Origin of the sequence: Ancylobacter polymorphus (assembly GCF_022836935.1) — a bacterium.
GTDB lineage: Bacteria > Pseudomonadota > Alphaproteobacteria > Rhizobiales > Xanthobacteraceae > Ancylobacter > Ancylobacter polymorphus_A.
In genome coordinates this window covers 2533339-2558536 of record NZ_CP083239.1, presented here as the reverse complement: position 1 = coordinate 2558536, position 25198 = coordinate 2533339, and the positions used below count along the sequence as shown (strand labels likewise).

Sequence of the window (25198 nt, the reverse complement as noted above, 5' to 3'; positions counted from 1 at the left end):
ATCGCGCCGGCCTGTGTGGCCGGCATCGCCGGGTGTGATACACCGCGCTCCCATGGAGGCCAACCGTTTCTCCCCCTCCGCTCTCCCGTTCCAGCCGGAAACACGCGCGCAATGTCCTCTCTTCCCCCGCACCTGCCGCCCGCCCTCAGCCTGCTCTCCGCCCTCGCCGACGCGGCGCTGAAGGCGGGAGAGGTCATTCTGCGCATCCGCGCCGAAGGGCTCGCCAGCGGGGGTTTGGCTAGTGCGCGCAAGAGCGACGAAAGCCCCGTCACCGCCGCCGACCTCGCCGCCGAGGCGATCCTGCGCGAGGAACTCGCCCGCCTGCTGCCGGGCGTGCCCGTCATCGCCGAGGAGGCGGTGGCGCAGGGCCAGGGCGAAGCGCCGGCCGATACCTTCCTTCTGGTCGATCCGCTCGACGGCACGCGCGAATTCATCGGTGCCAGCGGCGAGTTCACCGTCAATATCGGGCTGGTGGAAGCCGGTGTGCCGAGCATCGGCATCGTGCTCGCCCCGGCGGTGAACAAGCTCTATGCCGGCGCCACCACGGCGGAAGGCGGGCTCGCCTTTCTCGGCGGCAACGACGCCGCTCCCGCGAGCTGGACGCCGATTCGCTGCCGGCCCATGCCGGAAAAGGGGCTCATCGCCGTCGCCAGCCGCTCGCATCTCGACCCGGACACCTCGGCCTTCCTCGCCAATCTCGACATCGCCGAATCGATCAGCTGCGGCTCGGCGCTGAAATTCGGCCTGGTGGCGGAAGGGCGGGCCGATCTCTATCCGCGCTTCGGCACGGTGTGCGAATGGGATGTCGCCGCCGGCCATGCGCTGGTGCGGGCGGCGGGGGGCAGCGTGCGCCGGCCCGATGGCAGCGCCCTGCCCTATGCGCGCACGCAGGCGGACTATCGGGTGCACGGTTTCATCGCCCGCGGCCGCGAGGCGTGAGGCAAGGCCGCCGGGCCACACCTGCCCCGCTTCCGCCCTTTTGGGCCGGCCATGCCTTTCTCTGGTCGCACTCCATGCTATTGATAGGCACGCGGTGCCGGTTGCCCGGGTCCTGAAACGGGCCCGTCACCGGCGGCGCCCTGCCTGTCGTGATCAAACGCGAGACCGTCCATGCCGACCTTGCGCGCCCTTTATGCCTGCTTCGCCCTTCTCTGCGCCCTGCCCTTCCTCGCCCCGCCCGCGGCGGCGCAGCAGGCCGGCGGCACCTATTCCACGGACGAACTGGTGGAGAAGGGCCATGGCTTCTTCGGCGAGGTCTCGCGCGGCCTTGCTCTGTCGATCGAGAAGGCGGTCAGCCAGTGGGGCCAGCCCAATGGCTATATTCTCGGCCAGGAGGGCTCCGGCGCCTTTGTCGGCGGCCTGCGCTATGGCGACGGCACGCTCTACACCCGCAATGCCGGCGACCTGAAGGTCTACTGGCAGGGCCCCTCGCTCGGCTGGGATTTCGGCGGCGACGGCGCCCGCACCATGATCCTTGTGTACAACCTCAACGGCATCAACGACATTTACCGGCGCTTCGGCGGCATTTCCGGCTCGGCCTATTTCGTCGCCGGCTTCGGCATGACGGCGCTGGCCTCCGACAATATCGTCGTGGTGCCGATCCGCTCCGGCGTCGGCGTGCGCCTCGGCGCCAATATCGGCTATCTGAAGTTCACCCCCTCGGCGACGTGGAATCCTTTCTGAACCGTCTCACCGAATGCCGTGCGGCCGGGCTAGCCCGGCCGTTTTGGTATCTGTAACCTGTTGGCTCCCTGGCCGGCGGTCCCGCTCCCGACCGCCGCCGCGTTGTGAGGTGAAATCACCGCATGATCGAAGCGATCATGTATTGCGCCATCGGCTTCCTGGCCGCGACCCTGCTGGCGCTGCTGACGCTGCCGGCCGTGTGGCGCCGGGCGGTGCGGCTCACCCGCAAGCGGATCGAGGGCGCGATTCCCGTCTCCATCGCCGAGGTGCAGGCCGACAAGGACGAACAGCGCGCCCTCTTCGCCGTCGGCATCCGCCGGCTGGAGATGGAAGTCGAGCGCCAGCAGGTTCGCACCGCCGCGCAATATGGCGAGATCGTCCGCCAGGCCGAGGCCCTGCGCCTGCGGCAGGACACGATCGACCGCCTCTCCACCGAGCTCGACGCGCTGCAGACCGAACATGCCAGCGTCTCCACCCATCGCGACCATCTGCTGGCCGAGCTGGAGACGACCACCAGCGCGCTGGAAGAAGCCCGCTCCGCGCTGCTCCATACCCGCGCGGAACTTGCCCGCACCCGCGACGCCTTCGAGGACACCCGTTCGCGTGAGGAAGGGCTGCAGATCGAGCATGTGGCGCTGACCACGCTGCGCGACACGCTGAAAGACCGCATCCACGAACTCGACCGCCAGCTCGTCGCCGCCAACGCCCATCTGGCGAGCGAGCGCGAGACGGTCCGCACCACGGGCGAAAGCCTCGCAACCGAACTGCGCCGGAACCACGCGATGAAGGACGAACTGGCCAAGGTGCAGGAGGCTCTCACCCGCGCGCAGGACGAACGCGCGGCGCTGCAGGAGCGGATCGAACAGCTCACCGCACTCGCCGCCGCCGTGCCGCCGGCCGCCAATGGCGCGGCGGAAAACGGCACGGAAGCCGCGGCACTGCTGCGGGAGCATATCAGCGACATCGCCGCCGGGGTCGCCCATCTCACCGCCCGGCTGGAAGGGCCGGGCTCGAAGATCGAGGCGCTGCTCGCCGAGCACACGCGCGTGCCCGGCGCGCCGCCGAGCCTCGCCGACCGCATTCTCGACCTCAAGGCCGCCGCCGACCGCTCTGAGGCCGAGCGCGCCGAAGCCGAGGCGCCGGCCGTCCCGCCCGCTCCCGCCGTCATCGAGGCCGTGGCCGCGGAAGAGGCCCGCCCGCAGGGCCGCGCCGCCGCCGGCTGATCCCATCCCCGCCGGCCCGAACCGGCGGGCGACCAAACGGACCGGGCAGCATAAGCCCGGCCGCCCTCCCGGGACGAAACGCATCAAGGAAACGCCATGAATCTCGCCCGCCTGCTCCGGGCCCGCGCCGATGCCGGCCGGCCCGTCCGTGTCGGCCTCATCGGCGCCGGCAAGTTCGGCTCCATGTTCCTCTCGCAGCTGCGCACCACGCCGGGCCTGCATCTGCTCGGCATTGCCGATCTCTCCGTGCCGCGCGCCCGCGCCGCGCTGGAGGCGACCGGCTGGGACGCGGACGCCGTCGTCGCCTCCTCCTTCACCGAGGCGCTGGGCACCGGCCGCACCATGCTGACCGATGACGCGGCCGCGCTCATCGCCACCGACGGGCTCGATGTCGTGGTGGAAGTCACCGGCAGCCCCGCCGGCGGCGCCGCCCATGCGCTGCTGGCAATCGAGCATGGCCGGCACGTCATCATGGTCACGGTGGAGGCCGACGTGCTGGTCGGCCCGCTTCTGGCCGAGCGCGCCCGCAAGGCCGGCGTGGTCTATTCCATGGCCTATGGCGACCAGCCGGCGCTGGTATGCGAGATGGTCGACTGGGCCCGCACCTGCGGCTTCAACGTCGTCTGCGCCGGCAAGGGCACCAAATACCTGCCGAGCTTCCACCGCTCGACGCCCGACACGATCTGGAGCCTCTACGGCCTCACCGCCGAACAGGCGGCGGAGGGAGGCATGAACGCGCAGATGTTCAACTCCTTCGCCGACGGCACCAAATCCTCCATCGAAATGGCCGCCATCGCCAATGCGGCGGGACTGAAGGCGCCTTCCGACGGGTTGCTGTTCCCGCCCTGCGGCGTCGACGACCTCGCCACCATTCTCCGCCCGCGCGAACAGGGCGGGGTGCTGGAGCATTCCGGCACGGTGGAAACCGTCTCCTCGCTGGAGCGCGACGGCCGCCCGGTGTTCCGCGATCTGCGCTGGGGCGTCTATGTCGTGTTCGACGCCGATCCCAGCCCGCGCGGCGATTATGCCCGGCGCTGCTTCAAGGAATATGGCGTGGTGACGGATGCCTCCGGCCGCACCACCGCGCTCTACCGGCCCTATCACCTCATCGGGCTGGAACTCGGCGTCAGCGTCGCCTCGGCGGCGCTGCGCCATGAGCCGACGGGGGTGACGGAAGCCTTCAATGCCGATGTGGTGGCGGTGGCGAAGCGCCCGCTAAAGGCCGGCGAGACGCTGGATGGCGAAGGCGGCTTCACCGTCTGGGGCAAGCTCTTCCCCGCCGCCACCTCGCTGGCGAAGGGCGGCCTGCCCATCGGCCTCGCCCATCACGTCACGCTCAACCGCGACATTGCGGAAGGCGAGATCGTCGGCTGGGCCGATGTCGAGGTGAAGGACAGCCCGGCGGTGCGCCTGCGCCGCGAAATGGAGCGGAGCTTCACCGGCGCGGCCTGAGCGGCGGAGGCGTAGGCTCCCAGCCGTCCGGGATGACGAGCCACCACCCCCTCATACCCGGGCTTGACCCGGGCACCCAGCGGCCCCGGTGCTCTCACGGAAAAGTCTGGATCCCCGGGTCAAGCCCGGGGATGAGGGGTGGCGCATGCGTCTAGGTCAGGGACGCGGCCGCGCCTCTGGACATCGCGCCCGGCCTCGCCTATCTCTGCGCCACGGTCTGCAGTTCACCGAGGCGTTGCCGCCCCGCGAGGGGAGCTAAACCTGCTCAACATTCGCACCCCGCACTTGTCCTTGTGCCCGGTCGCAAGACGGCAACCCCGACATTTCCTCGCGAAAGGGCACCAACGAGGATAAGTCATGCCCCGACTCCATCTGGCCTATGAGGCGCCGGATATTTCTGCGCTCGCCCGGACCCTGCATCAGGGCCTTGCCGCGCTCGACCGCCCGGCCGGCCATGTCGAACTGCTGAACCTGCTGGCGCGCGGCGCCGGTTATCGCAATTTCCAGCATTTGCGGGCGGATGCGCAGGCGCGCGGCCGGCTGTCGGCCGCCCCGCCCGAACCGCCGCCGGTGGCGGACCATACGCGCTGCGAGAAGGCGCTGCGGCTGTTCGATCCGCAGGGCCGGCTGGTGCGCTGGCCGAAGAAGCGCAACCAGCAGATCCTCTGCCTGTGGCTGCTGTGGTCGCGCCTGCCGAGCGGCGAGACCTTCCCCGAGCGGCGGATGAACGAGCTGCTCAACGCCGAACACTTGTTCGGAGACTACGCGCTGCTGCGGCGGGAAATGGTGGAATTCGGCCTATTCCGCCGCACGCCGGACGGGCGGGAATACTCCCGCATCGAACGCGAGCCGCCGCCGGAAATGGCCAAACTCGCCGCCCTGCTGCGCCAGCGCCGCGCCGCCGGCTAAGGCCGCTCTCCTGCCTCATGCCCGGGCGTGACCCGGGCACCGAGGGCTCCGGGGCGATCACCCCCAAGCCGTCATCCCGGCCGCAGCGAAGCGGAGAGCCGGGATCGCGCGCCGATCTGCCCCGGAAAATGATCCCGGATCGACGCGCTGCGTCGTCCGGGATGACGGGCCATTCCCCCCTCATGCCCGGGCGTGACCCAGGCACCGAGGGCTCCGGGGCGATCACTCCCAGCCGTCATCCCGGCCGCAGCGAAGCGGAGAGCCGGGATCGCGCGCCGATCTGCCCCGGAAAACGATCCCGGATCGACGCGCTGCGTCGTCCGGGATGACGGGCCATTGCCTCCCTCAAGCCCGGGGATGAGGGCAAGACGAATGTCCGCACTCGGAGACGTAGAGCTGACGCGCACGCGTCCCCTCACCTCGCTCATGCCCGGGCGTGACCCGGGCACCCAGACGACCGGGACGGCCTGCGCCAAGCCTGTGTCACCGGCGCGTGCGGAAAGTCTGGGTCCCCGGGTCAAGCCCGGGGATGAGGGGTGCGAGGGTGGGATGAGCCCATCGCTACCGCGTCGCCAGCACCCATTCGCGCGCGCGCGCTTCCGGATTGGCGTTCAAGAGAATGTCGGTGACGACGGCGAGGCTGTCCGCGCCTGCCTGCTGCACGCCCGGCGCGCGCTCGATGGTGAGGCCGCCAATGCCGACCAGCGGCAGGTCGCCGATCCGCTTCTTCCACTGCGTCACCCGCTCCAGCCCCTGCGGCGCCCAGCGCATCTTCTTCAGGATGGTGGGGTAGACCGGGCCGAGCGCGACATAATCCGGCCCCGCCAGCAGCGCGGCTTCCAGCTCCGCCTCGTCATGGGTGCTGATGCCGAGCTTAAGCCCGGCGCGGCGCATGGCCGGCACATCGGCCTCGGCGAGGTCCTCCTGCCCGAGATGGACGAAATCGCAGCCGAGCTCGATGGCGAGCTTCCAATAGTCATTGACGATCAGCTGCGCGCCATAGCGCGCGCACACCTCGCGCGCGGTGGCGATCTCGCGCCGCAGCTCGGCCTCGTCCATGTCCTTGGCGCGCAATTGCACCAGCTTCACCCCCTGCGGCAGCAGGCGGGGCAGCCAGGAGGCGCGGTCGACGATGAGATAGAACGGATCGAGCTTCATCACGCACTCACGCTTGGTTCTCAGGAGCCGACAAAGGCCCGGCCCATCACAGGGGTGGAAGGCGCCGCCATGTCGCGCACCTCCATGGGGTCCGCCAGCACCGCCTCGCGGCCCGCCGCGATGGCGGCGGCGAAGGCGCGGGCCATGCGCACGGGATCGCCGGCCTTGGCCACCGCCGTGTTCAGCAGCACCGCGTCATAGCCGAGTTCCATGGCCGCCGCCGCATGCGAGGGCACGCCGACGCCGGCATCCACCACCAGCGGCACGCCGGGGAAATGCGCCCGCATGGAGCGCAGCCCATAGGGGTTGTTGAGCCCGCGCCCGGAGCCGATCGGCGCGCCCCAGGGCATCAGCACCTCGCAGCCGGCGGAGAGCAGCTTCTCCGCCACGACGAGGTCTTCCGTGGTGTAGGGGAACACCTGAAAGCCGTCGCGGGAGAGGATGCGCGCCGCCTCCACCAGCCCGAACACGTCGGGCTGCAGCGTGTCGTCCTCGCCGATCACCTCCAGCTTCACCCAGGGCGTGCCGAAGAGTTCGCGCGCCATCTCGGCGGTGGTTACGGCTTCCTTCACCGTCTTGCAGCCGGCGGTGTTGGGCAGCACCTTCACCCCTAGATCGCGGATCAGCTGCCAGAAGCTCTGGCCCGCCTTCGCCGCGCCGGATTCGCGTCGCAGCGAGACGGTGACGATGTCCGCCCCCGAGGCGCGGATCGCCTCAGCGAGGATCGCCGGGGACGGGTATTGCGCCGTGCCGAGCAGCAGGCGCGAGGAGATTTCCGTGTCGTAGAAGGTCACCTTGTCGGTGCCGATGCCGGTCGTCAGGCCTGTCATCGCATCCATGGTTCATCCACCCTGCATGGGGGCGAGGATCTCCACCCGGTCGCCATCGGCAATCGGGGTCGCCGTGCGGCGCGCGGCCCTCACCATGTCGCCATTCACCGCCGTCGCCACGATGGCGTCGGCGAGTTCGAGTTCGGCCAGAAGGTCCGCCAGCGTGGCGGCGTCGGTGCTGGCCGGTTCACCATTGACGATGATCTTCATCCATCACCTCCGGGAAATAGGTCCCGTCAAACGCCAGTTCCGCCGCCCGGCGCGCCAGAGCGGGGGCGGCGAGGAAGCCATGGCGGTAAAGGCCGTTCACATAGATCGTGTTGCCGCGCTTGCGCAGGCGCGGAAGGTTGTCCGGGAAGGCCGGGCGCACATCCGCGCCGATCTCGACGATCTCCGCCTCGCCAAAGGCGGGGTGCAGCGCATAGACCGCGCCGAGCAGTTCCAGCATGGAGCGCCCCGTCACCCGGCCGCGCTCGTCATTCTCGATCGAGGTCGCCCCGATCATGAAATGCCCGTCGCCGCGCGGGACGATATAGACCGGGATGCGCGGGTGCAGCATGCGCACCGGACGGCTGAGCGCCACCTCGGTGGAATAGAGCACCAGCATCTCGCCCTTCACCCCGCGCAGGTCGGCGAGCGTGTCGCGCGCCGCCAGGCCGCGGCAATCGACCACGAGATCGGCCTCGCCGGCCGCGCCGGCCTCATCGTCCACCTCATCGAACCCATCGGCCTCGAAGCGGAAGGTAACCCGATGCTCGTCGACCAGCCGCCGGGTCAGGGCCGCCAGTGCCTTGCGCGGCTCAAGATGCGCCTCGGTGGGGAAGAACAGCCCCTGGTCGAAACGCCCCTCAAGATCGGGTTCCAATTCGCCGATCCGCGCCCCGTCAACCCATTCGAAATGCTCGGTTCTTCGCGAAAACCTCCGCAGGTCCGCGAGATCGCGCGGCTGGGCCAGCACCAGCGAGCCCTCATTGGGCACATCCGGCACCGCCACCTGCCAGTAAGCCTGTGATTCCAAACCGAGATCGACGATCAGCGGCTCCGCGCTCTCGCGCTCGCACCACGGCGCCAGCATGCCGCCGGCATACCAGGAGCAGCCCTGCCCCGACCCCGGCCGGCGGTCCACCACCGTCACCTGCGCGCCGCGCAGCGCAAAGGCATGGGCGCAGGTGAGCCCGGCAACGCCCGCGCCGACCACCTTCACCCGCATGGCGTTCGCCATGGGGTAAGCCGTTGTCGTTTCAGTCGATTTCGTGTGAGGAGACACTATGCACTCCCTCCCTCCGCCAGTGTCAACTGGATCAGGTTCAAAGGGTCGCCATGCCGCGCGAACGCGCCGATGGCCTCTCAGCCTCCTGACGAGGCTCCCCTGGACGCTCTGGATATAATCACTCAGCCGGCGAATGTCACCGGCGCTTGTCAATAATCCAACGGGTGCTCAGCCCCGCCGCGACATTGGCACCACATTGCTCGGCACCTTGCGCGTCGCCGCGACAATGGCGCGCTTCAGCGCCTCGCGGCTGAAGGGTTTGCCGAGGCGCGGCAGGCCGGCCCTGGCATCGGCCGGCAGTTCGGCATAGCCGGTTCCGAGAACCACGGGCAGTTCCGGCCAGCGCTGCTCGATCACCGCCGCCATCTGCACCCCGGTCATGCCCGGCATGGCCTGATCGGTGAGCACCACATCGAACACCTGCCCGGAATCGAGCAATTCCAACGCTTCCCGCGCGGAAATAGCCTCGGTGACGACGCAGCCGAGATCCTCCAGCATGGCGCCGGTGGCGGAAAGTACCAGCGGATCGTCATCGACCACCAGAACCCGCTGGGCGCCGTCCTCGCCATCCGGCACGCCGCTTTCATCCTCGACCTCGGCCGTGGGAGCCGGCCGCGCCACCTCGGCGACCGGCAGATAGATCGTGGCGGTCGTGCCCTTGCCGGGCGTACTGGAGAGCACAAGCCGCCCATCCGACTGGGCGGCGAGACCGTGAACCATGGCGAGACCGAGCCCTGTGCCTTTGCCGACGCCCTTGGTGGTGAAAAAGGGTTCGGCCGCACGCGCCAGCGTTTCCGCATCCATGCCGCTGCCGGTATCGGCGATCGACAGGCAGAAATAATGCCCCGGCTTCAGCCGCCCCGGCTCGACCACATCGTCCCCGGCCGGCGCGGCGACGTTTTCCTCCCGCGCGGCGATGGTGATCACCCCTCCATCGGGCATGGCGTCGCGGGCATTCACCGCGAGGTTCAACAGAGCAAGTTCAAGCTGGTTGGCGTCGACCCGCGCCAGCGGCAGGCCGAGCGGAAAACGCGTCTCGATGCGCACCGCCGGGCCGATGGAACGGCGCATCATCTCCGCCATGCCGAGCACAAGTTCCGGCACATCCACCGCTTCCGGCTTCAGGTCCTGCCGGCGGGCAAAGGCCAGCATGCGCTGGGTGAGCGCTGCCCCGCGCTGGGCGGCCTGCATGGCGTTGCCCAGCAGGGTCCGCAGCCGCGCGTCGTCCGGCGCGCGCTTGGCCGCGAGTTCGAGATTGCCCAGAACCACGGCGAGCAGATTGTTGAAATCATGGGCGATTCCGCCGGTGAGCTGGCCGACGGCCTCCAGCTTCTGCGCCTGGCGCAGGGCATCCTCCGCGGCGCGCCGCTCGGTGACATCGACGAGACCGCACAGCGTGTTGGTGAGGTTCCCGTCGGCGTCGCGTTCGGCCACGGCGGACAGCACGCAGTCGAGGAGGTGCCCGTCCTTGGCGACGAGCTTGTACTCCGCCTCCCGCAGTTCGCCGGTTTCCAGCAGGCGCGGCCAGTGCTCCTCGTTGCGCCGCCGGGCGGAGTCTTCCGTCATGAAATCGGTCAGCGGCCGCCCGACCACCTCCTCGCGCGGATAGCCGAGCAGGCTCAGCCAGCGATCACTGACCTGCGCGATGCGGCCATCCGGCCCCAGAGAGTGCAGCGGCAGCGGCGTGTGACGGTAGAGATTGCGGTAGCGCTCCTCGCTCTCGCGCCACGCCCCGGCCTCGCGGTCGGCGAGCAGCGCGACGCGCCGGTCATAGGCGGCGGCGAGCAACAAAGCGATGAAGATGGCAAAGGTGGCGGCGGTCACCACGGCGACAAGCGAGGCCGCACCGATCCCGCCCGACACGGCCGCCTGGGCCGTCGCGGCGGCGTCATGGGCGTCGGTATGGCCGGTGAAGGTGACACCCAGCATCGCGACATAGTGCATGCCGGCAATGCCGAAGCCGAGGGCCAGCGCCGCGATGGCACGCTGAAGCACCGAATGGTGGCGGAAGGCGAGCCAGATGGCGACGGTTGAGGCGGCAATGGCAAGGACGATGGCCATGCCGACATGGATCATGTCGTAGCTCATCGAGCCCGGCATACGCATCGCCGCCATGCCGGTATAATGCATGCCGACAATGCCCAGCCCCATGAAAATGCCGCTGAGCAGTATCCCCTCGAAGCCCACGCCCGGTCGGCTGGCGCCGAACAGCGCCAGCGCGGTGGCGAACACCGCCAGCAGAAGCGAGGCGAGCGTGAGTTCGGCGCCGTAGGAAATCTCCATCCCCACATTGAGCGCGAGCATGGCGATGAAGTGCATCGCCCATATGCCCCCGCCGAGCACAACCGCAGCGGCACCGAGCCAAACCAGCCCGGCGGACCGCGTGCGCGTCATGCGGCCGGCGAGATCGAGCGCCGTGTAGGACGCCGCGACGGCGATCAGGATCGACAGCGCCACCAGTGCGCTATTGTGGCTCCCGATGATGCTCATGATCGGCGTGTGTATCTCACCTTTTGCGCGGAAGAAGGCGCCTATCGCGCATCCTCGACCTCACATTGGCGGCGTCAAGGTCTCAGGACATGAAGGCCCTCATACGGCCTCAGAGATAACCCATGAACCAGAGAATGAGAATAATCGGCAGGGGAATACCGAGCATCCAGAGAGCGGCACCTTTGAACATGAACGACCTCCTTGCATGTGCAGCAAGGGAACACCGCAGGCCCCTCATCGGTTCCATCCCCGCCAGGCCCCGTTCGGCCCCCTCCCTGTCTGTCCCGGTGAACGATGTCCCCACCCTCCTCTCGCCTCGCGCACTACCTCCCTCCTCGCCTGCGCCAATTGCCCGGCCTGGTCCTGCCTGAACTGGCGATCCTCCTGGCCTTGCTCGCCGCGGCGCTGGCTTTGCTCGGCTTCGCGTTTATCGCCGACGAAGTGGTGGAGGGTGAAACCCACGCCTTCGACCAGGCGGTGCTCCTGGCCTTTCGCGCGCCCGGCGACCCGGCGGACCCGTTGGGGCCCGCCTGGCTCGAAATCGTCATGCGCGACGTGACGGCGCTGGGCGGCACAACGGTGCTGACCCTGCTCACCCTCATCGTGGCCGGCTTCCTCGCAATTGACGGCAAACGCGCCGCCGCTCTCTTCGTGCTGCTGGCGACCTCCAGCGGCGGCCTGCTGAGCTATGCGCTGAAACTCGGCTTCGAGCGCCCCCGGCCGGACCTCGTCGCCCATCTCGTCGATGTCCGCACACTCAGTTTCCCGAGCGGCCACGCCATGGGATCGGCGATCACCTTTCTCACGCTGGGCGTCCTCATCGTCCGCACCGAGCGCAAGCGACGGGTGAAAGCCTATGCGCTCGCCGTCGCGGTCGGTCTTACTTTGCTGGTGGGTTTCAGCCGCATCTATCTCGGCGTCCACTGGCCGACTGACGTTCTCGCCGGCTGGTGCGCCGGAAGCGCTTGGGCGCTTCTGTGCTGGATCACCGTCCTGCTGCTGCAACGGCGCGGAAAGGTGGAAAGCCCCACTGGCAACGGATCGGAGGACGCCAGCCCGCGCACGCCGCCCTCGTGATCCCCGCAAACCACCCGATGGCTTTCGCCGCGCGCTCGGCTATCATCACCTCAGGCCGCCGCAGAGCGCGCCAGCAAACGCAGGAGAAAGCCCATGAGCTCCACCGCACCGGAAGGTCATCTGATTCCGGGGATCGGCGTCATCGAGACCGTCGAATCCGACAACATCCTGCGCTGGGACGGCACCAATCTCTATGTCGAGCAGGATGTCTTCCATAATGGCCAGCTCGTCCATCGCCGCTACCGTAAGCGCGTGACCAAATCGGTTGCGCAGGCGATCGCCGCGATTCTGGCGCAGCACTGAGCGGCAGCGCCACTAGATCCGCGCCAGCAACCCACCCAGAAGCACCAGCCCCTGCGGCCACAGGCCGAGCCGGGCGGCGGAGCCGATGTGGCCGAGTTCGCCCACATCGGAGATTTCCGCGCCCCAGGCCTGCGCAAAGGCCTGTGCCTGGTGCGGCGTCACCCGCGGATCATCCCGCGATGACAGGATCAAGGCGGGGTAAGGCAAAGGCGAGAGTGGCATGGGGCCGAAATTGCGCACGAGATCGAAGGAGGGGTCGGGGTCGTCGACATTCGTCGGCGCCACCAGCAAGGCCGCCGCCACCTTGGCGCGCGCCCGCTCTGGCTGCGCCAAGGTCCAGCGCACGACGGTCGCCACGCCCACCGAATGCGCGATGAGCACCACCCGCCGCGGTGCCGCTTCCACCGCCGCATCGAGCCGGTGGGTCCAGGCCCCGACCTCGGGCCGGCTCCACTCGGCCTGGATCAGCCGGCTGGAGTTGGCAAAGGCGCCGAGCCAATGCGACTGCCAATGTTCGGCCGGCGCGTTCTCACGACCCGGGACGACGAGAAAATCGAAAGAGGCGAAATCGACCGCCATGCGCCCGCCCTCCTCAGCCCGGGATCAGAATGGCGAACAGGATCAGCCCCAGCCCCAGCAGGGACACGGACCAGACTGCCGAACGCAGATAAGGCACGCCCATTGCATAAAGCGGCACATAGACGATCCGCGCCCCGAGATAGAGCCACGCGCCCCAGAGCGTGAGCGCCCCTTCCCGGCCGGCGACGTGAGCGATCAGCACCGCCGCAGCGAAAAGAGGAAGCGTCTCATAAAGATTGGCCTGCGCACGCCGGAGCCGACCGGTGACCACACCGACCGGCGGACCGGGCTCGTCGCGCGGGCCGGCATTGTAGTCGAGCCCCGTCTCCCGGTTACGCCACATGGCGGGAAGCATCACCTGCACCACGGCGAGGACGAGAACCCAGGCGAGAAGGCTCAATTCGGTCGTCATGCGAGATCCCGTCGGATGAGAAAGGCCCCTGAGAGGCATCGCTATTCCTGCGCGATGCCCTACATTTAGCACATCATGGCCAAACAGAAGCAGATCAGGCGTCGCATCACCGACGGCCGCCCCCTCAGCCAGGTGGCGGCACTACCCTACCGTGTGACACCCGCTGGCGAGATCGAGGTGCTCATCATGACCTCGCGGGAAACCCAGCGTGTGGTGATCCCGAAGGGCTGGCCGATGAAGAACCGCAAGGACTGGAAGTCGGCGGAGATCGAGGCCCGTCAGGAAGCCGGCGTGGTGGGCGAGGTCGGCCGCAAGCGGCTGGGCCAGTATCTCTATTGGAAGCGGCTCGACAGCCATTTCGCGCTGGTGAAAGTGTCTGTCTATCCTCTCGCCGTGCGCCGTCAGCTCGCCGACTGGCCCGAGCGTCACGAGCGGGCGCAAGTCTGGCTGCCGGCCGAAGACGCCGCGCTGCTGATCGACGAGCCGGAACTCGGCGCGATTTTGCTCGAATTTTCGCAGTCCCGGGCGGCACGCTTGCTCGCGGCCTCCAAGCCGCCGCGCGCCGGTCGGTCGTCGCGTCGCACGGAGGCCAGCGCCAGCTCCGCGGCGGGATGAACCGCCACGGAGCGGGCTTTCGTCAGTCGATGATCTGCACGACCCGGTTGGTGGCGGGGTCGACCAGCACGGTGCGCTCGTTCACGACGGTGTAACGGTATTCCTGCACGCCATATTCGGCGGGTACTTCATAATAGCGGATGCTGCCCGGCGGCAGCTCGGTCCCGACCACGACCTCACGCTCGACGCGATAGGACGGGATGTTCTCTTCCACGACATAACCGCGGAAGCGCGACCGGCGCTCGTCGGAAATGCCCCCGACCACCGCCCCGGCGACACCGCCGACCACGGCCCCGACGGGGCCACCCACCAGCGCGCCACCGACGGCCCCCGTGGTCGCGCCGGCCGCGGTACCGGCGCCATCCTGCGCATTCGCGGCCAGCGGCGCGGCCAGAACCAGCGAAGCCGCAATAATAGCATGTCGAATCATGGTAATTCTCCTGTCGCCCTGCCCCTTTGATTGGCGGGAACTCAACGCCGAAACAGGAAAGGCGTTCCAGTGTCGGGGCAGGCGACAGAAGACGGCGGCGGAATACCTTGGCGTGCTCTGCCAGTTCAGGTTTCGGTATCAGAAACGTGGCGGTCGCGTTGGAACAGCCGGCCCCTCTCGGCGAACAGCACGAAGCCCAGCGCCGCGAGGGCCAAGGCGGCGAAGCCCAGGGTCAGCGGCTGCGTGGTGCCATCGAAATTCTGCCCCAGAGCGAAGCCGGCGAGCGCCCCGCCTACCGTGCTGACGAAACCCAGCACCGACGATGCCGTGCCGGCCACATGCCCCACCGGCTCCATCGCCATCGAATTGAAGTTCGACACCATGAGGCCGAAGCAGAACATCATCGCCCCCTGCAGGATGGAGAAGCTCCAGATGCTCTCGATCCCGGCCAGCACGATGGCGGCATGCACAAGCGTCACGGTGACGTAGCCGCACAGCGCCGCATGCGACACCCGCCGCATGCCCAGCTTTTCGACGATCCGGGCATTGAGCAGCGAGGAAGCCGCCATGAACACCGCGATCAGCGCGAAGATGAGCGTAAAGAACGCCTCGGCATCGAAGGCATCCGCGAACACCTGCTGCGCCGAATTGATGAAACCGAACAGCCCGCCCATCGCCATGGTGATGGCCAGCGTGTAGCCGACCGTGATGCGGCTGCGGACAATCAGCCCGAACGCATGGGAAATGCCGGCGAAGGAGATGGGCGAGCGGTCTTCCGGATGCAGCGTCTCCGGCAGCCGCGCCAGCGTCCAGACGAACAGCACCGCCCCGAACAGGCACAGCATCAGGAAAATGCCGCGCCACGGCGCGATCAGCATGATCGCCTGCCCGATGGAGGGCGCCACGATCGGCACCGAGAGGAAGACGAGGAAGGCGAGCGACATCACCCGCGCCATGTGCGAGCCGGAATAGCAGTCGCGCACGATGGTGATGGCGAGAATGCGCGTCGCCGCCGAGCCCACGCCCTGCAGCACCCGTGCCGCCAGCATCACCCCCAGCGTGCCGGCGAACACCGCTCCGATGGAGGCGAGCGTATAGACCGCGAGGCCGAACAGCAGCACGCGGCGCCGCCCGAAACGGTCCGCCAGCGTGCCATAGACCAGCTGCGCCCCGCCGAAGCCGAGCAGGTAGGCGGTGATGACGAGCTGGGCGTGGTTCGCCGTGTCGATGCCGAGCGACACGCCGATCTCCGGCAGCGCTGGCAGCATCGAGTCGATGGCGATGGCGTTGGTGGCCATCAATCCGGCGATGAACAGCACGAATTCCCGGAAACCCATTCCCGGGTGCGGAGAGCCGGCGGGCGGACGCTCCGGCGTGGACAGGGGGGAGGACATAGGCGATCCAATGCGGCAGGGCCGCCCCGATCGGCGAAGGGGCGGCGGCGGGTAGCGGACCTCGCCTTAGCGCGCGGCGCCGACGCGGCCTATAGGCCGAAAGACACAGACGGGTGAATTCCGCCGTGCGTCGGCGACAAAAGCAGCAACCGCAAGGCTTTCGTGCTGGCGTCAATAAATCTGATGGATATCATCAATGCGCCGGCGGCGGCCTGCCGGCGCCGCGCACCGCGTCGGGCGGAGGCGCCATCGGGGAGCATGCGCATGTTCGATCCGACCACGTGGACGGGTTTCCACACCTGGCTCAGCCTCATCGCCATCGCCACCGGTTTCATCGTGATGGCGGACCTCATCGCCGGCCGCGACCGGCGGGGCTGGACGGTGGCCTTCCTCGCCACCGCCTTCGCGACCAGCGCCACCGGTTTCGGCTTTCCCTTCAACGGCGTATTGCCCTCGCACATCGTCGGCGCCATCGCTCTGGCGGTGCTCGCCGTCACCGTGCCGGCGCTCACCCATTTCCACCGGGCCGGACGATGGGGCCTCGTCTATGCCATCGGCATTGTCGCCAGCCAGTGGCTGCTGGTCTTCGTCGCCATTGCCCAGCTCTTCGCCAAGGTGCCGGCGTTGAAAGCGCTGGCGCCCACCCAGTCCGAACCGCCCTTCGCCATTGCGCAGGGCGTCGTCCTGCTGCTCTTCGTGCTGGCCGGCATCGCAGCGGTGCGCGGAAAGAGGCCGCCCGCCGCCCTCCCCGCCTGAGGTCAGAACTTCGGCGGCGCCAGATCGAGCGGCGGCGCGTCGAATTGCGGGATGTTCAGCTCGATGGTCGAAGGGTCCACGGTGGAGGGCGCGCTGATCCAGTAGGTCACCGCCTCCGGCCACAGGATGACCACGACCACGAGAACAAGCTGCATCAGCAGCCAGGGGATCGCGCCCCAATAGATCTGCGAGGTGCGGATCGACTTGGGCGCGATGCCGCGCAGGTAGAACAGCGCGAAGCCGAAGGGGGGGTGCATGAACGCCGTCTGCATGTTCACGCACAGCAGCACGCCGAACCAGACGAGATTGATGTCGAGCTTCATCGCCACCGGCACCAGCAGCGGCACGATGATGAAGGCGATCTCGAAGAAGTCGAGGAAGAAGGCGATAAAGAAGATGAACACATTGACGAAGATCAGGAATCCGACCTTCCCGCCCGGCAGCTGGGCCAGCAGGTGCTCGATCCACAGCGCGCCGTCCATGCCCTGAAACACGAGGCTGAACACGGTGGCGCCGATGAGGATGAACACCACCATCGAGGTCAGCCGCGCGGTCGAGGCCATGGCCTGGCGCAGCAGGGTCCAGCTGAGCCGCCCATGCAGCGCCGCCAGCGCAATCGCGCCGACCGCCCCCATGGCGCCCGCTTCCGTCGGCGTGGCGAGGCCCATGGCCAGCGTGCCGAGCACCAGCAGGATCAGCACGATGGAGGGCACCATGCCCCACAGCACCTGCCGCACCAGCGGCCAGCCGCCCTCCCCGCGCGCTTCCGGTGGCAGCGGCGGCATATGCTGCGGCTTTATGAGCGACAGCACGAACACATAGGCGAGGAAGATCAGCACCTGCAGCAGCGAGGGGCCGATGGCGCCGAGATACATCTCGCCCACCGGACGGCCGAGCTGCTCGGCGAGCACGATCAACACCAGCGAGGGCGGGATCAGCTGGGTGATCGTGCCCGAGGCCGCAATGACGCCGGTGGCGAGGCGCTCATTATAGCCATAGCGGATCATCACCGGCAGCGAGATCACGCCCATGGCGATGACCGAGGCCGCCACCGTGCCGGTGATGGCGCCGAGGATGGCGCCGACGATGATCACCGCATAGGCGAGCCCGCCCGGCACCTTGCCGAACAGCTTGCCCGTTCCCTCCAGCAGGTCCTCCGCAAGCCCGCAGCGTTCCAGTATCGCCCCCATGAAGGTGAAGAACGGAATGGCGAGCAGCAGGTCGTTCGAGATGATGCCGTAGAAGCGGAACGGCAGCGCCTGCAGGAAGCTGAAGGTGAAATGGTCGGTCAGTATGCCGAGCGTGCCGAAGAACAGGCCGACCGCCACCAGCGAGAACGCGACGGGAAAGCCGGCCAGCATGAAGCAGATCATGCCGGCGAACATCAGCGGGGGCATCACGCCATAGGAGAACATGCGGGGCTCGCGCGTCGGATAGGGGCCGGAACAGCGGGGTGTCGTGCCGCTCCTATTGGAGCGGCTTCTCGTAGTCGGTCGAGATGTCGAGCACGCCCGACAGCGCGGCAATGCGCTTGATGAGTTCGGAAAGCCCCTGCACGGTGAGCAGCGCGAAGCCGAGCGGCAGCAGCAACTTGGCCGGCCAGAGGATCAGCCCGCCGGCATTCTGCGAGACTTCGCCGGCCTCGAAGGACTGCCAGAAGAAGGGGAAACTCAGCCAGGTGAGATAGAGGCCGGCCGGGATGAGCACCAGCAGGAAGCCCAGCGTGTCGATCCACAGCCGCACGCGGGGCGACACCGCCATGTAGACCAGATCGACCCGCACATGCTCGTTGCGCTTGAGCGTATAGGGGGCGCCCAGCAGCACCACGGCGCCGAACAGATACCACTGCACTTCCAGCAGGCCGTTGGTGGAATAGCTGAAGAGATAGCGTACCGTGGCATTGCCGGCGCTGACGAGGCAGGCGAACAGCACGCAGTAATCGGCGATACGGCCGAACTTCTCGTTGAACCCGTCAACGAAACGGCTGAAGGCGAGAAGCCCTCCCATCCTATCCCCCCGAACTGGCCGGCTGTTCTGTTTGGGCCGGGGCGCCCCCATCGCCGCCCCCACCGAGGACGGCAAGATAGACCATCGTCTCAGCCAATTTAACCCGCCTTGTCGCGGCGCGCGCCGACGGCGTCTCTGCCCTTGCGTCAGCGAACCGTGGTCACGCCGGCTCTGGCGGATTTCCCAAGGCGGCGCGGCGTGTTATCCCGCATGTCACTTTGTCGCCATCTTTCACGAAAGCTCCCATGACGCTCGGCGCGCTCCGCCTCCCGCTCGGTATCTGCGCGTTCATTCTCGCGGCCGGGGCGATTTATCTCGCACGCTCCGTGGTGGCGCCGGTGGCGTTCGCCCTGTTCATCATCGCCCTTGTCTGGCCGCTGCAGCAGCGGCTGCAGCAGCGCGTGCCGGCGCTGCTGGCGATGATGGTGACGCTGGTCCTCACCATCCTCGCGCTGGCCCTGCTCGGCTATGTCACCATCTGGGGCTTCAGCCAGGCCGGGCGCTGGCTCATCGCCAATGCCGGGCGCTTCCAGGCGATCTACAGCGAGACGGCGGCGCAGTTGGAGGAAATGGGGCTCTATTCCGCCGGCATGCTGGCCGACACCTTCAACGCCAGCTGGCTGATCGGCACGTTTCAGGGGCTGGCCGGACGGCTCAACGGCATGCTCGGCTTCGGCGTGGTCACGCTGATCTTCGTCATGCTCGGCCTGCTGGAGGTCGACATCGTCCGCACCAAGCTGGTGGCGGAAGCGGGCGACACCGGCCGGCGCCTCGTGCGGGCCAGTGCGGCGACGGCGGCGAAGTTCCGCACCTATATGATGGTGCGCACGGTGATGAGCCTGCTCACCGGCCTGTTCGTCTGGGCGCTGTCCGCCGCCATGGGGCTCGATCTCGCGCTGGCCTTCGGCGTCATCGCCTTCGCGCTCAACTACATCCCCTTCATCGGCCCGCTGGTGGCGACGCTGCTGCCGACCTTCTTCGCCCTGGCCCAATTCGGCGCGTGGGAGACTGCGGTGGCGGTGTTCCTCGCCATGAACGTCATCCAGTTCTTCAGCGGCAGCTATATCGAGCCGCGCGTGGCCGGCAAGGCGCTCGCCATCTCGCCCTTCCTCGTGCTGTTCGCCGTGTTCTTCTGGGCGTTCATGTGGGGCCTGTCCGGCGCCTTCATCGGCGTGCCGCTGGTCATTGCCGCCCTCACCTTCTGCGAGGAGGGCGACGGCACACGCTGGATCGCCCGGCTGCTGTCCGGCCGCGAGGAACCCGAGGTCCGCTCATGAGCACGCTTTTCAAGGTTTTGCGCAGGGCCCTCAAATGGGCGGGCGTGCTGGCGCTGGTGCTGTTCGTCGCCTTTCTCGGCTCGCGCGTCTGGTTCGCCCAGAGCGGCGCGCCGCTGGAACCCTGGCACACCTTCGTGCCGGAGGAGATGAGCGTCGCCGAGCTCGACAAGGCCGACTGGAGCGCCTACCTCGCCCGCGAGGACAAGCTGTTCGCCGACGTGACCCGCGAAGTCGTGCAGACGCTGCCGGAGGAGGACCGGGTACCCTCCAACCGCTATTTCGCCGGCAGCGTGGTCTACCCGCCCCATCTCTCGCAGGATTTCAACCGCTCCTATGAGCTGGTGCCGGAAGGCGCGCCGGTGGGCGTCGTCGTGCTGCTGCACGGGCTCACCGATTCGCCCTACAGCCTGCGCCATGTCGCCCGGCGCTATCTCGCCAATGGCTTCCTGGTCATCGCCCCGCGTCTGCCCGGCCATGGCACGGTGCCGGCGGGGCTCACCGCCGCCGAGTGGGAGGACTGGCTCGCCGCCACGCGCCTCGCCGTGCGCGAAGCCGCCGCCCGCGCGCCGGGCAAGCCTCTGGAAATCGTCGGCTTTTCCAATGGCGGTGCGCTGGCGCTGAAATACGCGCTCGACGCGCTCAGCGACGACAAACTCGTCCGCCCGGACCGGCTGGTGCTGATCTCGCCGATGATCGGCATCACCCGCTTCGCCCGCTTCGCCGGGCTGGCGGCGCTGCCGGCCTGGCTGCCGGCCTTCGACAAAGCGGCGTGGCTCGGCATCGTGCCGGAGTTCAATCCGTTCAAGTACAACAGCTTCCCGGTGAACGGCGCCGTGCAGTCGCACCGTCTCACACGGGCGCTGCAAGCCTCCATCACCGCCGAGGCGCGGGCCGGGCGGCTGAAGGATGTGGCGCCGACGCTCACCTTCCAGTCGGTGATGGACTTCACCGTCTCCACCCGCGCCATCATCGATGCGTTGTACGGCCAGTTGCCGGCCAATGGCAGCGAGCTGGTGCTGTTCGACATCAACCGCAACACCAAGCTCGGTCCCCTGCTGCGCGCCACCTCCTATTCAGCGCTGCTGCGCCTGCTGCCGCCGCTGCCGCGAACCTTCCGCACCGTGATCATCACCAATGAGGATGCGGGGTCGGACCAGGTGATCGAGCATGCCATCCCCGCCGGCAGCACCGAGGAGACGGTGCGTCCGCTCGGCCTGTTCTACCCGTCCGATGTCTATTCGCTGTCCCATGTCGCCCTGCCCTTCCCGCCTGAGGACGGGCTGTACGGGTCGCATCCCGATCCAAAGGACAATTTCGGGCTGGAGCTCGGGGCCATGGCGGTGCGGGGTGAGCGCGGCGCGCTGATCGTCAGCCTCGATGCGCTGGTGCGCATGTCGTCCAACCCGTTCTTCTCCTACATGAACGACCGCATCATGCCCCCGCCGGCGGCGGCGAGCGCGACACAGGAGCCAGCCGCCGCGCCGGCCCCCTGAGGCGCTCAGCGGTCGGCGCGGCCGTGCCTCGACGACTCGCCTTTGACACGGTGCCGCGCTAATGCTGGCACTCGGCACAGGCAGGGGCCTGCGGAGGCTGAATGCGTCTCGTCATCGTTGCGTTGGTTCTCGCCTTGTGCGCGGGATGCTCGAACCGGCCGGTGGGCGTGCTCACCCCCGTCGAGGCCGCCGCGCCCGACACCACCAAGGTCGATCTGCTCGTCGCCACCACGCGCGAGCCCTCCACCGACGCCGGCATTCTCTACACCGGCGAGCGCGGCGCGGGCGTGTCGCTCGACGCCTTCACCGTCTCCATCCCGCCGGACAGCCGCCGCCAGATCGGCGAAGTGCAGTGGCCGCGCCGCCTGCCGCCCAACCCGGAAACCGACTTCGCCACGCTCTCGGTCAAGCCGCTGCCGAATGTGAAGGCGGCGAAGGGCTGGCTCGACAGCCATCTGCCGCCGAGCCGGCGGGTGCTGATCTTCGTCCACGGCTTCAACAACCGCTTTGAAGACGCGGTCTACCGCTTCGCCCAGATCGTGCATGATTCGGGATCGGAGGTCGCTCCGGTCCTGTTCACCTGGCCCTCCCGCGCCCGGGTGTTCGACTATCTCTTCGACCGTGAAAGCACGATCTTCTCGCGCGACGCCTTCGAGGAGACGGTGTGGCAGGTCGCCAGCGATCCGCGCGTCGAGGACGTGACGATCATGGCCCATTCCATGGGGGCGTGGCTCGCCATGGAAAGCCTGCGCCAGATGGCGATCCGGCGCGGCAAGCTGCCGGCCAAGATCCGCAACGTCATCCTCGCCTCGCCCGATGTCGATGTCGACGTGTTCGCCTCGCAATGGCGGGCGCTGAACGGGCCGCAGGCGCGCTTCACCCTGTTCGTGTCGCAGGACGACCGGGCGCTGCAGGTTTCCCGCCGCATCGCCGGCGGCGTGGACCGGCTGGGGCTGATTGACACCCAGAAATACTACGCCGATCTGGAGAAATCCGGCATCGTGGTCATTGATCTCACTGCCATGCGTGGCGGCGACTCGCTCAATCACGGCCGCTTCGCCTCCTCGCCGGAGGTGGTGCAGCTCATCGGCCAGCGGCTGGTGAACGGGCAGACCGTCACCGATTCCGAGATCAGTCTCGGCGACCGCATCGCCGCCGGTGCCATCGGGGTCGGCCAGACCGTCGGCAGTGCCGCCGGCCTCGCGCTCAGCGCGCCGATCGCCGTCATCGACCCCAAGACGCGGCGCACCTATCAGGGCCAGGTCGAACGCTTCGGCCAGACGCTCAGCGAGACGGTCGAGGACCCGGCGGCGGACTGAACCGCCGCGTCAGCGCGCCAGGAAGCCGATCGCCGCCGCGTTGATGATGTCGATGAAGAAGGCCGAGACCAGCGGCAGGATGATGAAGGCGCGGGGCGAAGGTCCATGCGCCTTGGTCACCGCGGTCATATTGGCGATGGCGGTCGGCGTGGCCCCGAGGCTGATGCCGGTGAAACCGGCGGAGATCACCGCCGCCTGGTAGTCGCGCCCCATCGCCGGGAACACCACGAAGACGATATAGGCCACCGCCGCCACCGTCTGCACCGCCAGCACCAGCACCAAAGCGAGGCCCAGCCCGCCAATGCTCCATAGCTGCATGCTCATCAGCGACATGGCGAGGAAGATGTTGAGCGCGAGATCGGAGAGCAGCGCCAGCGCCCTCGTCCGGGTGGGCCAGGCGAGGCGCGGCAACAGGCGCGGCACGGTGTTGGTGAGCGCGATGCCGACCAGCAGGCACACCACGAACATGGGCAGCTTCAGCCCCGTCCACTCCACCGCCTCCTCAAGCCCGAAGGCGATGAGGATGGCGACGTTGAGCACCAGCACGGTGCGCAGCAGGCTGACATGGCTGATGTCGTCATCCGCACGCTCGTTCACTGGCTTCGGCAGGCCGACGATAGCCTCCTGACCCGGCTCGCTCCTGAGATGGTGGCGGGCGATGAGATAGCGGGCGATGGGCCCGCCAGCGAGGCTCGCCAGCACGAGGCCGAGCGTCGCCACGGCGATGCCTACCTCCAGCGCATTGGCGACGCCGAAGCGCTCCGCGATCAGCGGCGCCCAGGCGATGGTGGTGCCATGCCCGCCGATGAGCGAGGCCGAGCCGAGGAAGACGGCAAGCCCCTCGGGCAGGTCGAGCAGGCTCACGGCACCGAGGGCGATCAGGTTCTGGATGACGAGATAGAGCACGGTGAGCGCGAGCAGGATCAACAGCGGCCGCCCGCCGGCCACGAGGTCGTCGAGCCGGGCATTGAGGCCGATGCCGGTGAAGAAATACAGCAGCAGCATGTCCCGCGCGGCGAGATCGAACACGATGGCGGTGTCGAAGACGCGGTAGGCGATCAGCGTCGCCAGCGCCGCCAGCAGCCCGCCGGTCACCGCCTCGGGGATGTTGAACCGGCCGAGCGGCGGAATCGCCCGGTTGATGCCGGAACCGGCGAAAAACACCACGATGGCGATGGTGAAGGTGAGCAGACCCGAAATCTCGATCGCCGGCATGGTCACTCCGCCTCGGCGCCTTCAGGCACCCTTTTGCATGACATCCTTGGCGCTCGGCGCCCGGTCAGCGCCCTAGGTGCCACCCCGGTGCCGGCCATGGCAAGCCGGGCCGCGCCTCACACGCCGTCGAGCAGCGCGTCGAGATCGACCGAAGAGCGTTTGCCGATATTGTCGCCATCGGCCTTGAGGAAGGCGTCGGCCGCCTTGCGCCCCTCCTCCCGAAGCATGGCGAGGAATTCGCGTTCGGCATTCAGCTTGGAAGAATAGCCGAGTTGATCGACCACGCCGTTGGGCACGACATGAATGCGCATCCGCGCCCAGTGCGCGCCCTCGCAATTGCCGGGATCGGCCACCTGCCGCAGCAGGGCGATCATGCGCAGCTCCTTGATCAGCACGGAATTGAACGAGACTTCGTTCAGCCGGTTGAGGATTTCATAGGCGGTGCGCGGCGTGCCGGGACGCTCCACCGGGTTGATCGGGACGAGGATCGTGTCCTCCGACGCGAGTTCGCGCACCAGCGGCGTCATGGTCGGGTTGCCGGAATAGCCGCCGTCCCAATAGCTGTCGCCGTCGATTTCCACCGCCTGGAACAGGGTGGGCAGGCAGGCGGAAGCGAGCAGCACCTCCGGCGTGATCTCGGCATTGCGGAAAACGCGTCCCCGCCCGGTGCGTACATTGGTGGCGGTGATGAAGAGCTTGATCGGCGAGGTGCGCAGCCGCTCGAACTCGATCACCTTCTCCAGCACGGCACGCAGCGGGTTGGCGCCGGTCGGGTTGAGATCATAGGGCGAGTAGAGCCGCGACATCAGGTCGAGGGCGACGAAGAGCGGCGAATGGTCGAGCGTCCAGCGCCCGAGCAGCACATCGAGAGGACCGCGCTGGAACGGGCTGAAGCGCGCCGCCTCGGCGACATTGTGCCAGAAGGCGTCGAGCGCCGCCCGTGCGCCCTCCCGCCCGCCAGCGGCAAAGCCGTCCGCCAGCACCGCCGCGTTCATCGCCCCGGCGGAGGTGCCGGAAACACCTTCGATGCTGAGCCAGTCTTCTTCCAGCAGCCGGTCGAGCACGCCCCAGGTGAAGGCGCCATGCGAGCCGCCGCCCTGCAAAGCGAGTTCGACCCGCACCGGGCCGCGCGCCGAGGCGGGCGCCTGTCCCGCTTCCGGCTCATGCGCCGCGCTGGGCTGAGACCGCCGCCGGCCGCCTGGTCGCGGCTTCCGGGCGGTGGTCGAACCGGATGCCGATGCGGGAGACGGGATCTTGGAGGGCATGGGCGCGCCTTCTGGAACCGGGGGCGGGCACCGTAGCGGTC

At 68.2% G+C, this 25198-nt stretch carries 25 protein-coding genes and 1 riboswitch; of the genes, 12 read left to right on the top strand and 13 right to left on the bottom strand.

What is annotated here, in order from left to right; genetic code table 11:
- The first annotated feature begins 111 nt into the window (after nt 1–111).
- The 5 genes from K9D25_RS12065 to K9D25_RS12045 all read left to right on the top strand — a co-directional run bounded on the left by K9D25_RS12065 (nt 112) and on the right by K9D25_RS12045 (nt 5267).
- Nucleotides 112–939, top strand: coding sequence for a 3'(2'),5'-bisphosphate nucleotidase CysQ family protein (locus tag K9D25_RS12065; RefSeq protein WP_244375445.1), 828 nt, complete (start codon nt 112–114; stop codon nt 937–939).
- A gap of 171 nt (nt 940–1110) precedes the next feature.
- Complete coding sequence (locus K9D25_RS12060) at nt 1111–1683, top strand: DUF1134 domain-containing protein (protein WP_244375443.1); 573 nt, start codon at nt 1111–1113, stop codon at nt 1681–1683.
- Nucleotides 1684–1805: 122 nt separating this feature from the next.
- Nucleotides 1806–2906 (top strand): hypothetical protein, encoded by a 1101-nt coding sequence (locus tag K9D25_RS12055; RefSeq protein WP_244375441.1) that lies wholly within the window; start codon nt 1806–1808, stop codon nt 2904–2906.
- Nucleotides 2907–3002: 96 nt separating this feature from the next.
- Complete coding sequence (locus K9D25_RS12050) at nt 3003–4358, top strand: NAD(P)H-dependent oxidoreductase (RefSeq protein ID WP_244375439.1); 1356 nt, start codon at nt 3003–3005, stop codon at nt 4356–4358.
- 357 nt (nt 4359–4715) lie between these two features.
- Nucleotides 4716–5267 carry a DUF2087 domain-containing protein gene (locus tag K9D25_RS12045; protein WP_244375437.1) on the top strand — a complete coding sequence of 184 codons (552 nt, stop codon included), beginning with the start codon at nt 4716–4718 and terminating at the stop codon, nt 5265–5267.
- Between the two features lie 561 nt (nt 5268–5828).
- Here K9D25_RS12045 and K9D25_RS12040 read toward each other — a convergent pair.
- The 5 genes from K9D25_RS12040 to K9D25_RS12020 all read right to left on the bottom strand — a co-directional run bounded on the left by K9D25_RS12040 (nt 5829) and on the right by K9D25_RS12020 (nt 11015).
- Complete coding sequence (locus tag K9D25_RS12040; RefSeq protein WP_244375435.1) at nt 5829–6425, bottom strand: thiamine phosphate synthase; 597 nt, start codon at nt 6423–6425, stop codon at nt 5829–5831.
- Between the two features lie 20 nt (nt 6426–6445).
- A complete protein-coding gene (locus tag K9D25_RS12035; RefSeq protein WP_432207875.1) occupies nt 6446–7264 on the bottom strand; it encodes a thiazole synthase in 819 nt (272 codons plus the stop codon).
- Nucleotides 7265–7267: 3 nt separating this feature from the next.
- Entirely contained in the window at nt 7268–7465 is a 198-nt protein-coding gene (gene thiS, locus K9D25_RS12030; protein ID WP_244375432.1) for a sulfur carrier protein ThiS, read from the bottom strand.
- Entirely contained in the window at nt 7443–8465 is a 1023-nt protein-coding gene (gene thiO / locus K9D25_RS12025) for a glycine oxidase ThiO (protein WP_244450858.1), read from the bottom strand. The genes thiS and thiO overlap by 23 nt, the downstream gene beginning before the upstream one ends.
- A 51-nt stretch (nt 8466–8516) precedes the next feature.
- Nucleotides 8517–8636, bottom strand: a riboswitch (TPP riboswitch).
- 57 nt (nt 8637–8693) lie between these two features.
- On the bottom strand, nt 8694–11015 hold the full coding sequence (locus K9D25_RS12020; RefSeq protein WP_244375430.1) for an MHYT domain-containing protein: 2322 nt from the start codon (nt 11013–11015) through the stop codon (nt 8694–8696).
- Between the two features lie 378 nt (nt 11016–11393).
- Between K9D25_RS12020 and K9D25_RS12015 the strand changes: the two genes are divergently transcribed.
- Together K9D25_RS12015 and K9D25_RS12010 are read left to right on the top strand one after the other, a co-directional pair.
- On the top strand, nt 11394–12092 hold the full coding sequence (locus K9D25_RS12015) for a phosphatase PAP2 family protein (protein ID WP_432207946.1): 699 nt from the start codon (nt 11394–11396) through the stop codon (nt 12090–12092).
- 93 nt (nt 12093–12185) lie between these two features.
- Nucleotides 12186–12395 carry a hypothetical protein gene (locus K9D25_RS12010; RefSeq protein ID WP_244375426.1) on the top strand — a complete coding sequence of 70 codons (210 nt, stop codon included), beginning with the start codon at nt 12186–12188 and terminating at the stop codon, nt 12393–12395.
- Between the two features lie 12 nt (nt 12396–12407).
- On the opposite strand, the gene K9D25_RS12005 is transcribed toward K9D25_RS12010, so the two are convergent.
- Both K9D25_RS12005 and K9D25_RS12000 read right to left on the bottom strand, forming a co-directional pair.
- Complete coding sequence (locus tag K9D25_RS12005; RefSeq protein WP_244375424.1) at nt 12408–12974, bottom strand: RBBP9/YdeN family alpha/beta hydrolase; 567 nt, start codon at nt 12972–12974, stop codon at nt 12408–12410.
- Between the two features lie 13 nt (nt 12975–12987).
- Entirely contained in the window at nt 12988–13386 is a 399-nt protein-coding gene (locus tag K9D25_RS12000; protein WP_244375422.1) for an MAPEG family protein, read from the bottom strand.
- Between the two features lie 75 nt (nt 13387–13461).
- Here K9D25_RS12000 and K9D25_RS11995 point away from each other — a divergent pair, with 75 nt between their 5' ends.
- Complete coding sequence (locus tag K9D25_RS11995) at nt 13462–14001, top strand: NUDIX hydrolase (RefSeq protein ID WP_244375420.1); 540 nt, start codon at nt 13462–13464, stop codon at nt 13999–14001.
- A gap of 22 nt (nt 14002–14023) precedes the next feature.
- Here K9D25_RS11995 and K9D25_RS11990 read toward each other — a convergent pair whose 3' ends face one another.
- Both K9D25_RS11990 and K9D25_RS11985 read right to left on the bottom strand, forming a co-directional pair.
- Nucleotides 14024–14431 (bottom strand): DUF1236 domain-containing protein, encoded by a 408-nt coding sequence (locus K9D25_RS11990; RefSeq protein WP_244375418.1) that lies wholly within the window; start codon nt 14429–14431, stop codon nt 14024–14026.
- 125 nt (nt 14432–14556) lie between these two features.
- The gene (locus K9D25_RS11985) at nt 14557–15768 is read right to left on the bottom strand and encodes a multidrug effflux MFS transporter (RefSeq protein WP_347881474.1); all 1212 of its coding nucleotides are present in this window, start codon (nt 15766–15768) and stop codon (nt 14557–14559) included.
- 321 nt (nt 15769–16089) lie between these two features.
- Here K9D25_RS11985 and K9D25_RS11980 point away from each other — a divergent pair, with 321 nt between their 5' ends.
- Nucleotides 16090–16581, top strand: a complete 492-nt coding sequence (locus K9D25_RS11980) for a hypothetical protein (RefSeq protein ID WP_244375414.1) — start codon at nt 16090–16092, stop codon at nt 16579–16581.
- 2 nt (nt 16582–16583) lie between these two features.
- Here the strand turns inward: K9D25_RS11980 and K9D25_RS11975 are convergent, their stop codons facing one another.
- Together K9D25_RS11975 and K9D25_RS11970 are read right to left on the bottom strand one after the other, a co-directional pair.
- Nucleotides 16584–17996 (bottom strand): TRAP transporter large permease, encoded by a 1413-nt coding sequence (locus K9D25_RS11975; RefSeq protein WP_244375412.1) that lies wholly within the window; start codon nt 17994–17996, stop codon nt 16584–16586.
- 52 nt (nt 17997–18048) lie between these two features.
- A complete protein-coding gene (locus K9D25_RS11970) occupies nt 18049–18588 on the bottom strand; it encodes a TRAP transporter small permease subunit (RefSeq protein WP_244375410.1) in 540 nt (179 codons plus the stop codon).
- 245 nt (nt 18589–18833) lie between these two features.
- Here K9D25_RS11970 and K9D25_RS11965 point away from each other — a divergent pair, with 245 nt between their 5' ends.
- From K9D25_RS11965 to K9D25_RS11955, 3 genes are all read left to right on the top strand, one after another.
- Nucleotides 18834–19865, top strand: coding sequence for an AI-2E family transporter (locus tag K9D25_RS11965; protein WP_244375408.1), 1032 nt, complete (start codon nt 18834–18836; stop codon nt 19863–19865).
- Nucleotides 19862–21358, top strand: coding sequence for an alpha/beta hydrolase (locus K9D25_RS11960; protein ID WP_244375406.1), 1497 nt, complete (start codon nt 19862–19864; stop codon nt 21356–21358). Before K9D25_RS11965 ends, K9D25_RS11960 begins: the two co-directional genes overlap by 4 nt.
- A 101-nt stretch (nt 21359–21459) precedes the next feature.
- Nucleotides 21460–22677 carry an alpha/beta hydrolase gene (locus tag K9D25_RS11955; RefSeq protein WP_244375404.1) on the top strand — a complete coding sequence of 406 codons (1218 nt, stop codon included), beginning with the start codon at nt 21460–21462 and terminating at the stop codon, nt 22675–22677.
- A 9-nt stretch (nt 22678–22686) separates the two neighbouring features.
- Here the strand turns inward: K9D25_RS11955 and gltS are convergent, their stop codons facing one another.
- Together gltS and K9D25_RS11945 are read right to left on the bottom strand one after the other, a co-directional pair.
- On the bottom strand, nt 22687–23892 hold the full coding sequence (gene gltS, locus K9D25_RS11950; protein ID WP_244375402.1) for a sodium/glutamate symporter: 1206 nt from the start codon (nt 23890–23892) through the stop codon (nt 22687–22689).
- 116 nt (nt 23893–24008) lie between these two features.
- Nucleotides 24009–25157 (bottom strand): patatin-like phospholipase family protein, encoded by a 1149-nt coding sequence (locus tag K9D25_RS11945; protein ID WP_244375400.1) that lies wholly within the window; start codon nt 25155–25157, stop codon nt 24009–24011.
- Nucleotides 25158–25198 lie beyond the last annotated feature (41 nt).

Bases quoted from the DNA above. Each gene is read 5' to 3' on its own strand.
- K9D25_RS12065 (WP_244375445.1), top strand. From the start codon at position 112: ATGTCCTCTCTTCCCCCGCACCTGCCGCCCGCCCTCAGCCTGCTCTCC.
- K9D25_RS12060 (WP_244375443.1), top strand. From the start codon at position 1,111: ATGCCGACCTTGCGCGCCCTTTATGCCTGCTTCGCCCTTCTCTGCGCC.
- K9D25_RS12055 (WP_244375441.1), top strand. From the start codon at position 1,806: ATGATCGAAGCGATCATGTATTGCGCCATCGGCTTCCTGGCCGCGACC.
- K9D25_RS12050 (WP_244375439.1), top strand. From the start codon at position 3,003: ATGAATCTCGCCCGCCTGCTCCGGGCCCGCGCCGATGCCGGCCGGCCC.
- K9D25_RS12045 (WP_244375437.1), top strand. From the start codon at position 4,716: ATGCCCCGACTCCATCTGGCCTATGAGGCGCCGGATATTTCTGCGCTC.
- K9D25_RS12040 (WP_244375435.1), bottom strand. From the start codon at position 6,425: ATGAAGCTCGATCCGTTCTATCTCATCGTCGACCGCGCCTCCTGGCTG.
- K9D25_RS12035 (WP_432207875.1), bottom strand. From the start codon at position 7,264: ATGGATGCGATGACAGGCCTGACGACCGGCATCGGCACCGACAAGGTG.
- thiS (WP_244375432.1), bottom strand. From the start codon at position 7,465: ATGAAGATCATCGTCAATGGTGAACCGGCCAGCACCGACGCCGCCACG.
- thiO (WP_244450858.1), bottom strand. From the start codon at position 8,465: ATGCGGGTGAAGGTGGTCGGCGCGGGCGTTGCCGGGCTCACCTGCGCC.
- K9D25_RS12020 (WP_244375430.1), bottom strand. From the start codon at position 11,015: ATGAGCATCATCGGGAGCCACAATAGCGCACTGGTGGCGCTGTCGATC.
- K9D25_RS12010 (WP_244375426.1), top strand. From the start codon at position 12,186: ATGAGCTCCACCGCACCGGAAGGTCATCTGATTCCGGGGATCGGCGTC.
- K9D25_RS12005 (WP_244375424.1), bottom strand. From the start codon at position 12,974: ATGGCGGTCGATTTCGCCTCTTTCGATTTTCTCGTCGTCCCGGGTCGT.
- K9D25_RS12000 (WP_244375422.1), bottom strand. From the start codon at position 13,386: ATGACGACCGAATTGAGCCTTCTCGCCTGGGTTCTCGTCCTCGCCGTG.
- K9D25_RS11995 (WP_244375420.1), top strand. From the start codon at position 13,462: ATGGCCAAACAGAAGCAGATCAGGCGTCGCATCACCGACGGCCGCCCC.
- K9D25_RS11990 (WP_244375418.1), bottom strand. From the start codon at position 14,431: ATGATTCGACATGCTATTATTGCGGCTTCGCTGGTTCTGGCCGCGCCG.
- K9D25_RS11985 (WP_347881474.1), bottom strand. From the start codon at position 15,768: ATGGGTTTCCGGGAATTCGTGCTGTTCATCGCCGGATTGATGGCCACC.
- K9D25_RS11980 (WP_244375414.1), top strand. From the start codon at position 16,090: ATGTTCGATCCGACCACGTGGACGGGTTTCCACACCTGGCTCAGCCTC.
- K9D25_RS11975 (WP_244375412.1), bottom strand. From the start codon at position 17,996: ATGTTCTCCTATGGCGTGATGCCCCCGCTGATGTTCGCCGGCATGATC.
- K9D25_RS11970 (WP_244375410.1), bottom strand. From the start codon at position 18,588: ATGGGAGGGCTTCTCGCCTTCAGCCGTTTCGTTGACGGGTTCAACGAG.
- K9D25_RS11965 (WP_244375408.1), top strand. From the start codon at position 18,834: ATGACGCTCGGCGCGCTCCGCCTCCCGCTCGGTATCTGCGCGTTCATT.
- K9D25_RS11960 (WP_244375406.1), top strand. From the start codon at position 19,862: ATGAGCACGCTTTTCAAGGTTTTGCGCAGGGCCCTCAAATGGGCGGGC.
- K9D25_RS11955 (WP_244375404.1), top strand. From the start codon at position 21,460: ATGCGTCTCGTCATCGTTGCGTTGGTTCTCGCCTTGTGCGCGGGATGC.
- gltS (WP_244375402.1), bottom strand. From the start codon at position 23,892: ATGCCGGCGATCGAGATTTCGGGTCTGCTCACCTTCACCATCGCCATC.
- K9D25_RS11945 (WP_244375400.1), bottom strand. From the start codon at position 25,157: ATGCCCTCCAAGATCCCGTCTCCCGCATCGGCATCCGGTTCGACCACC.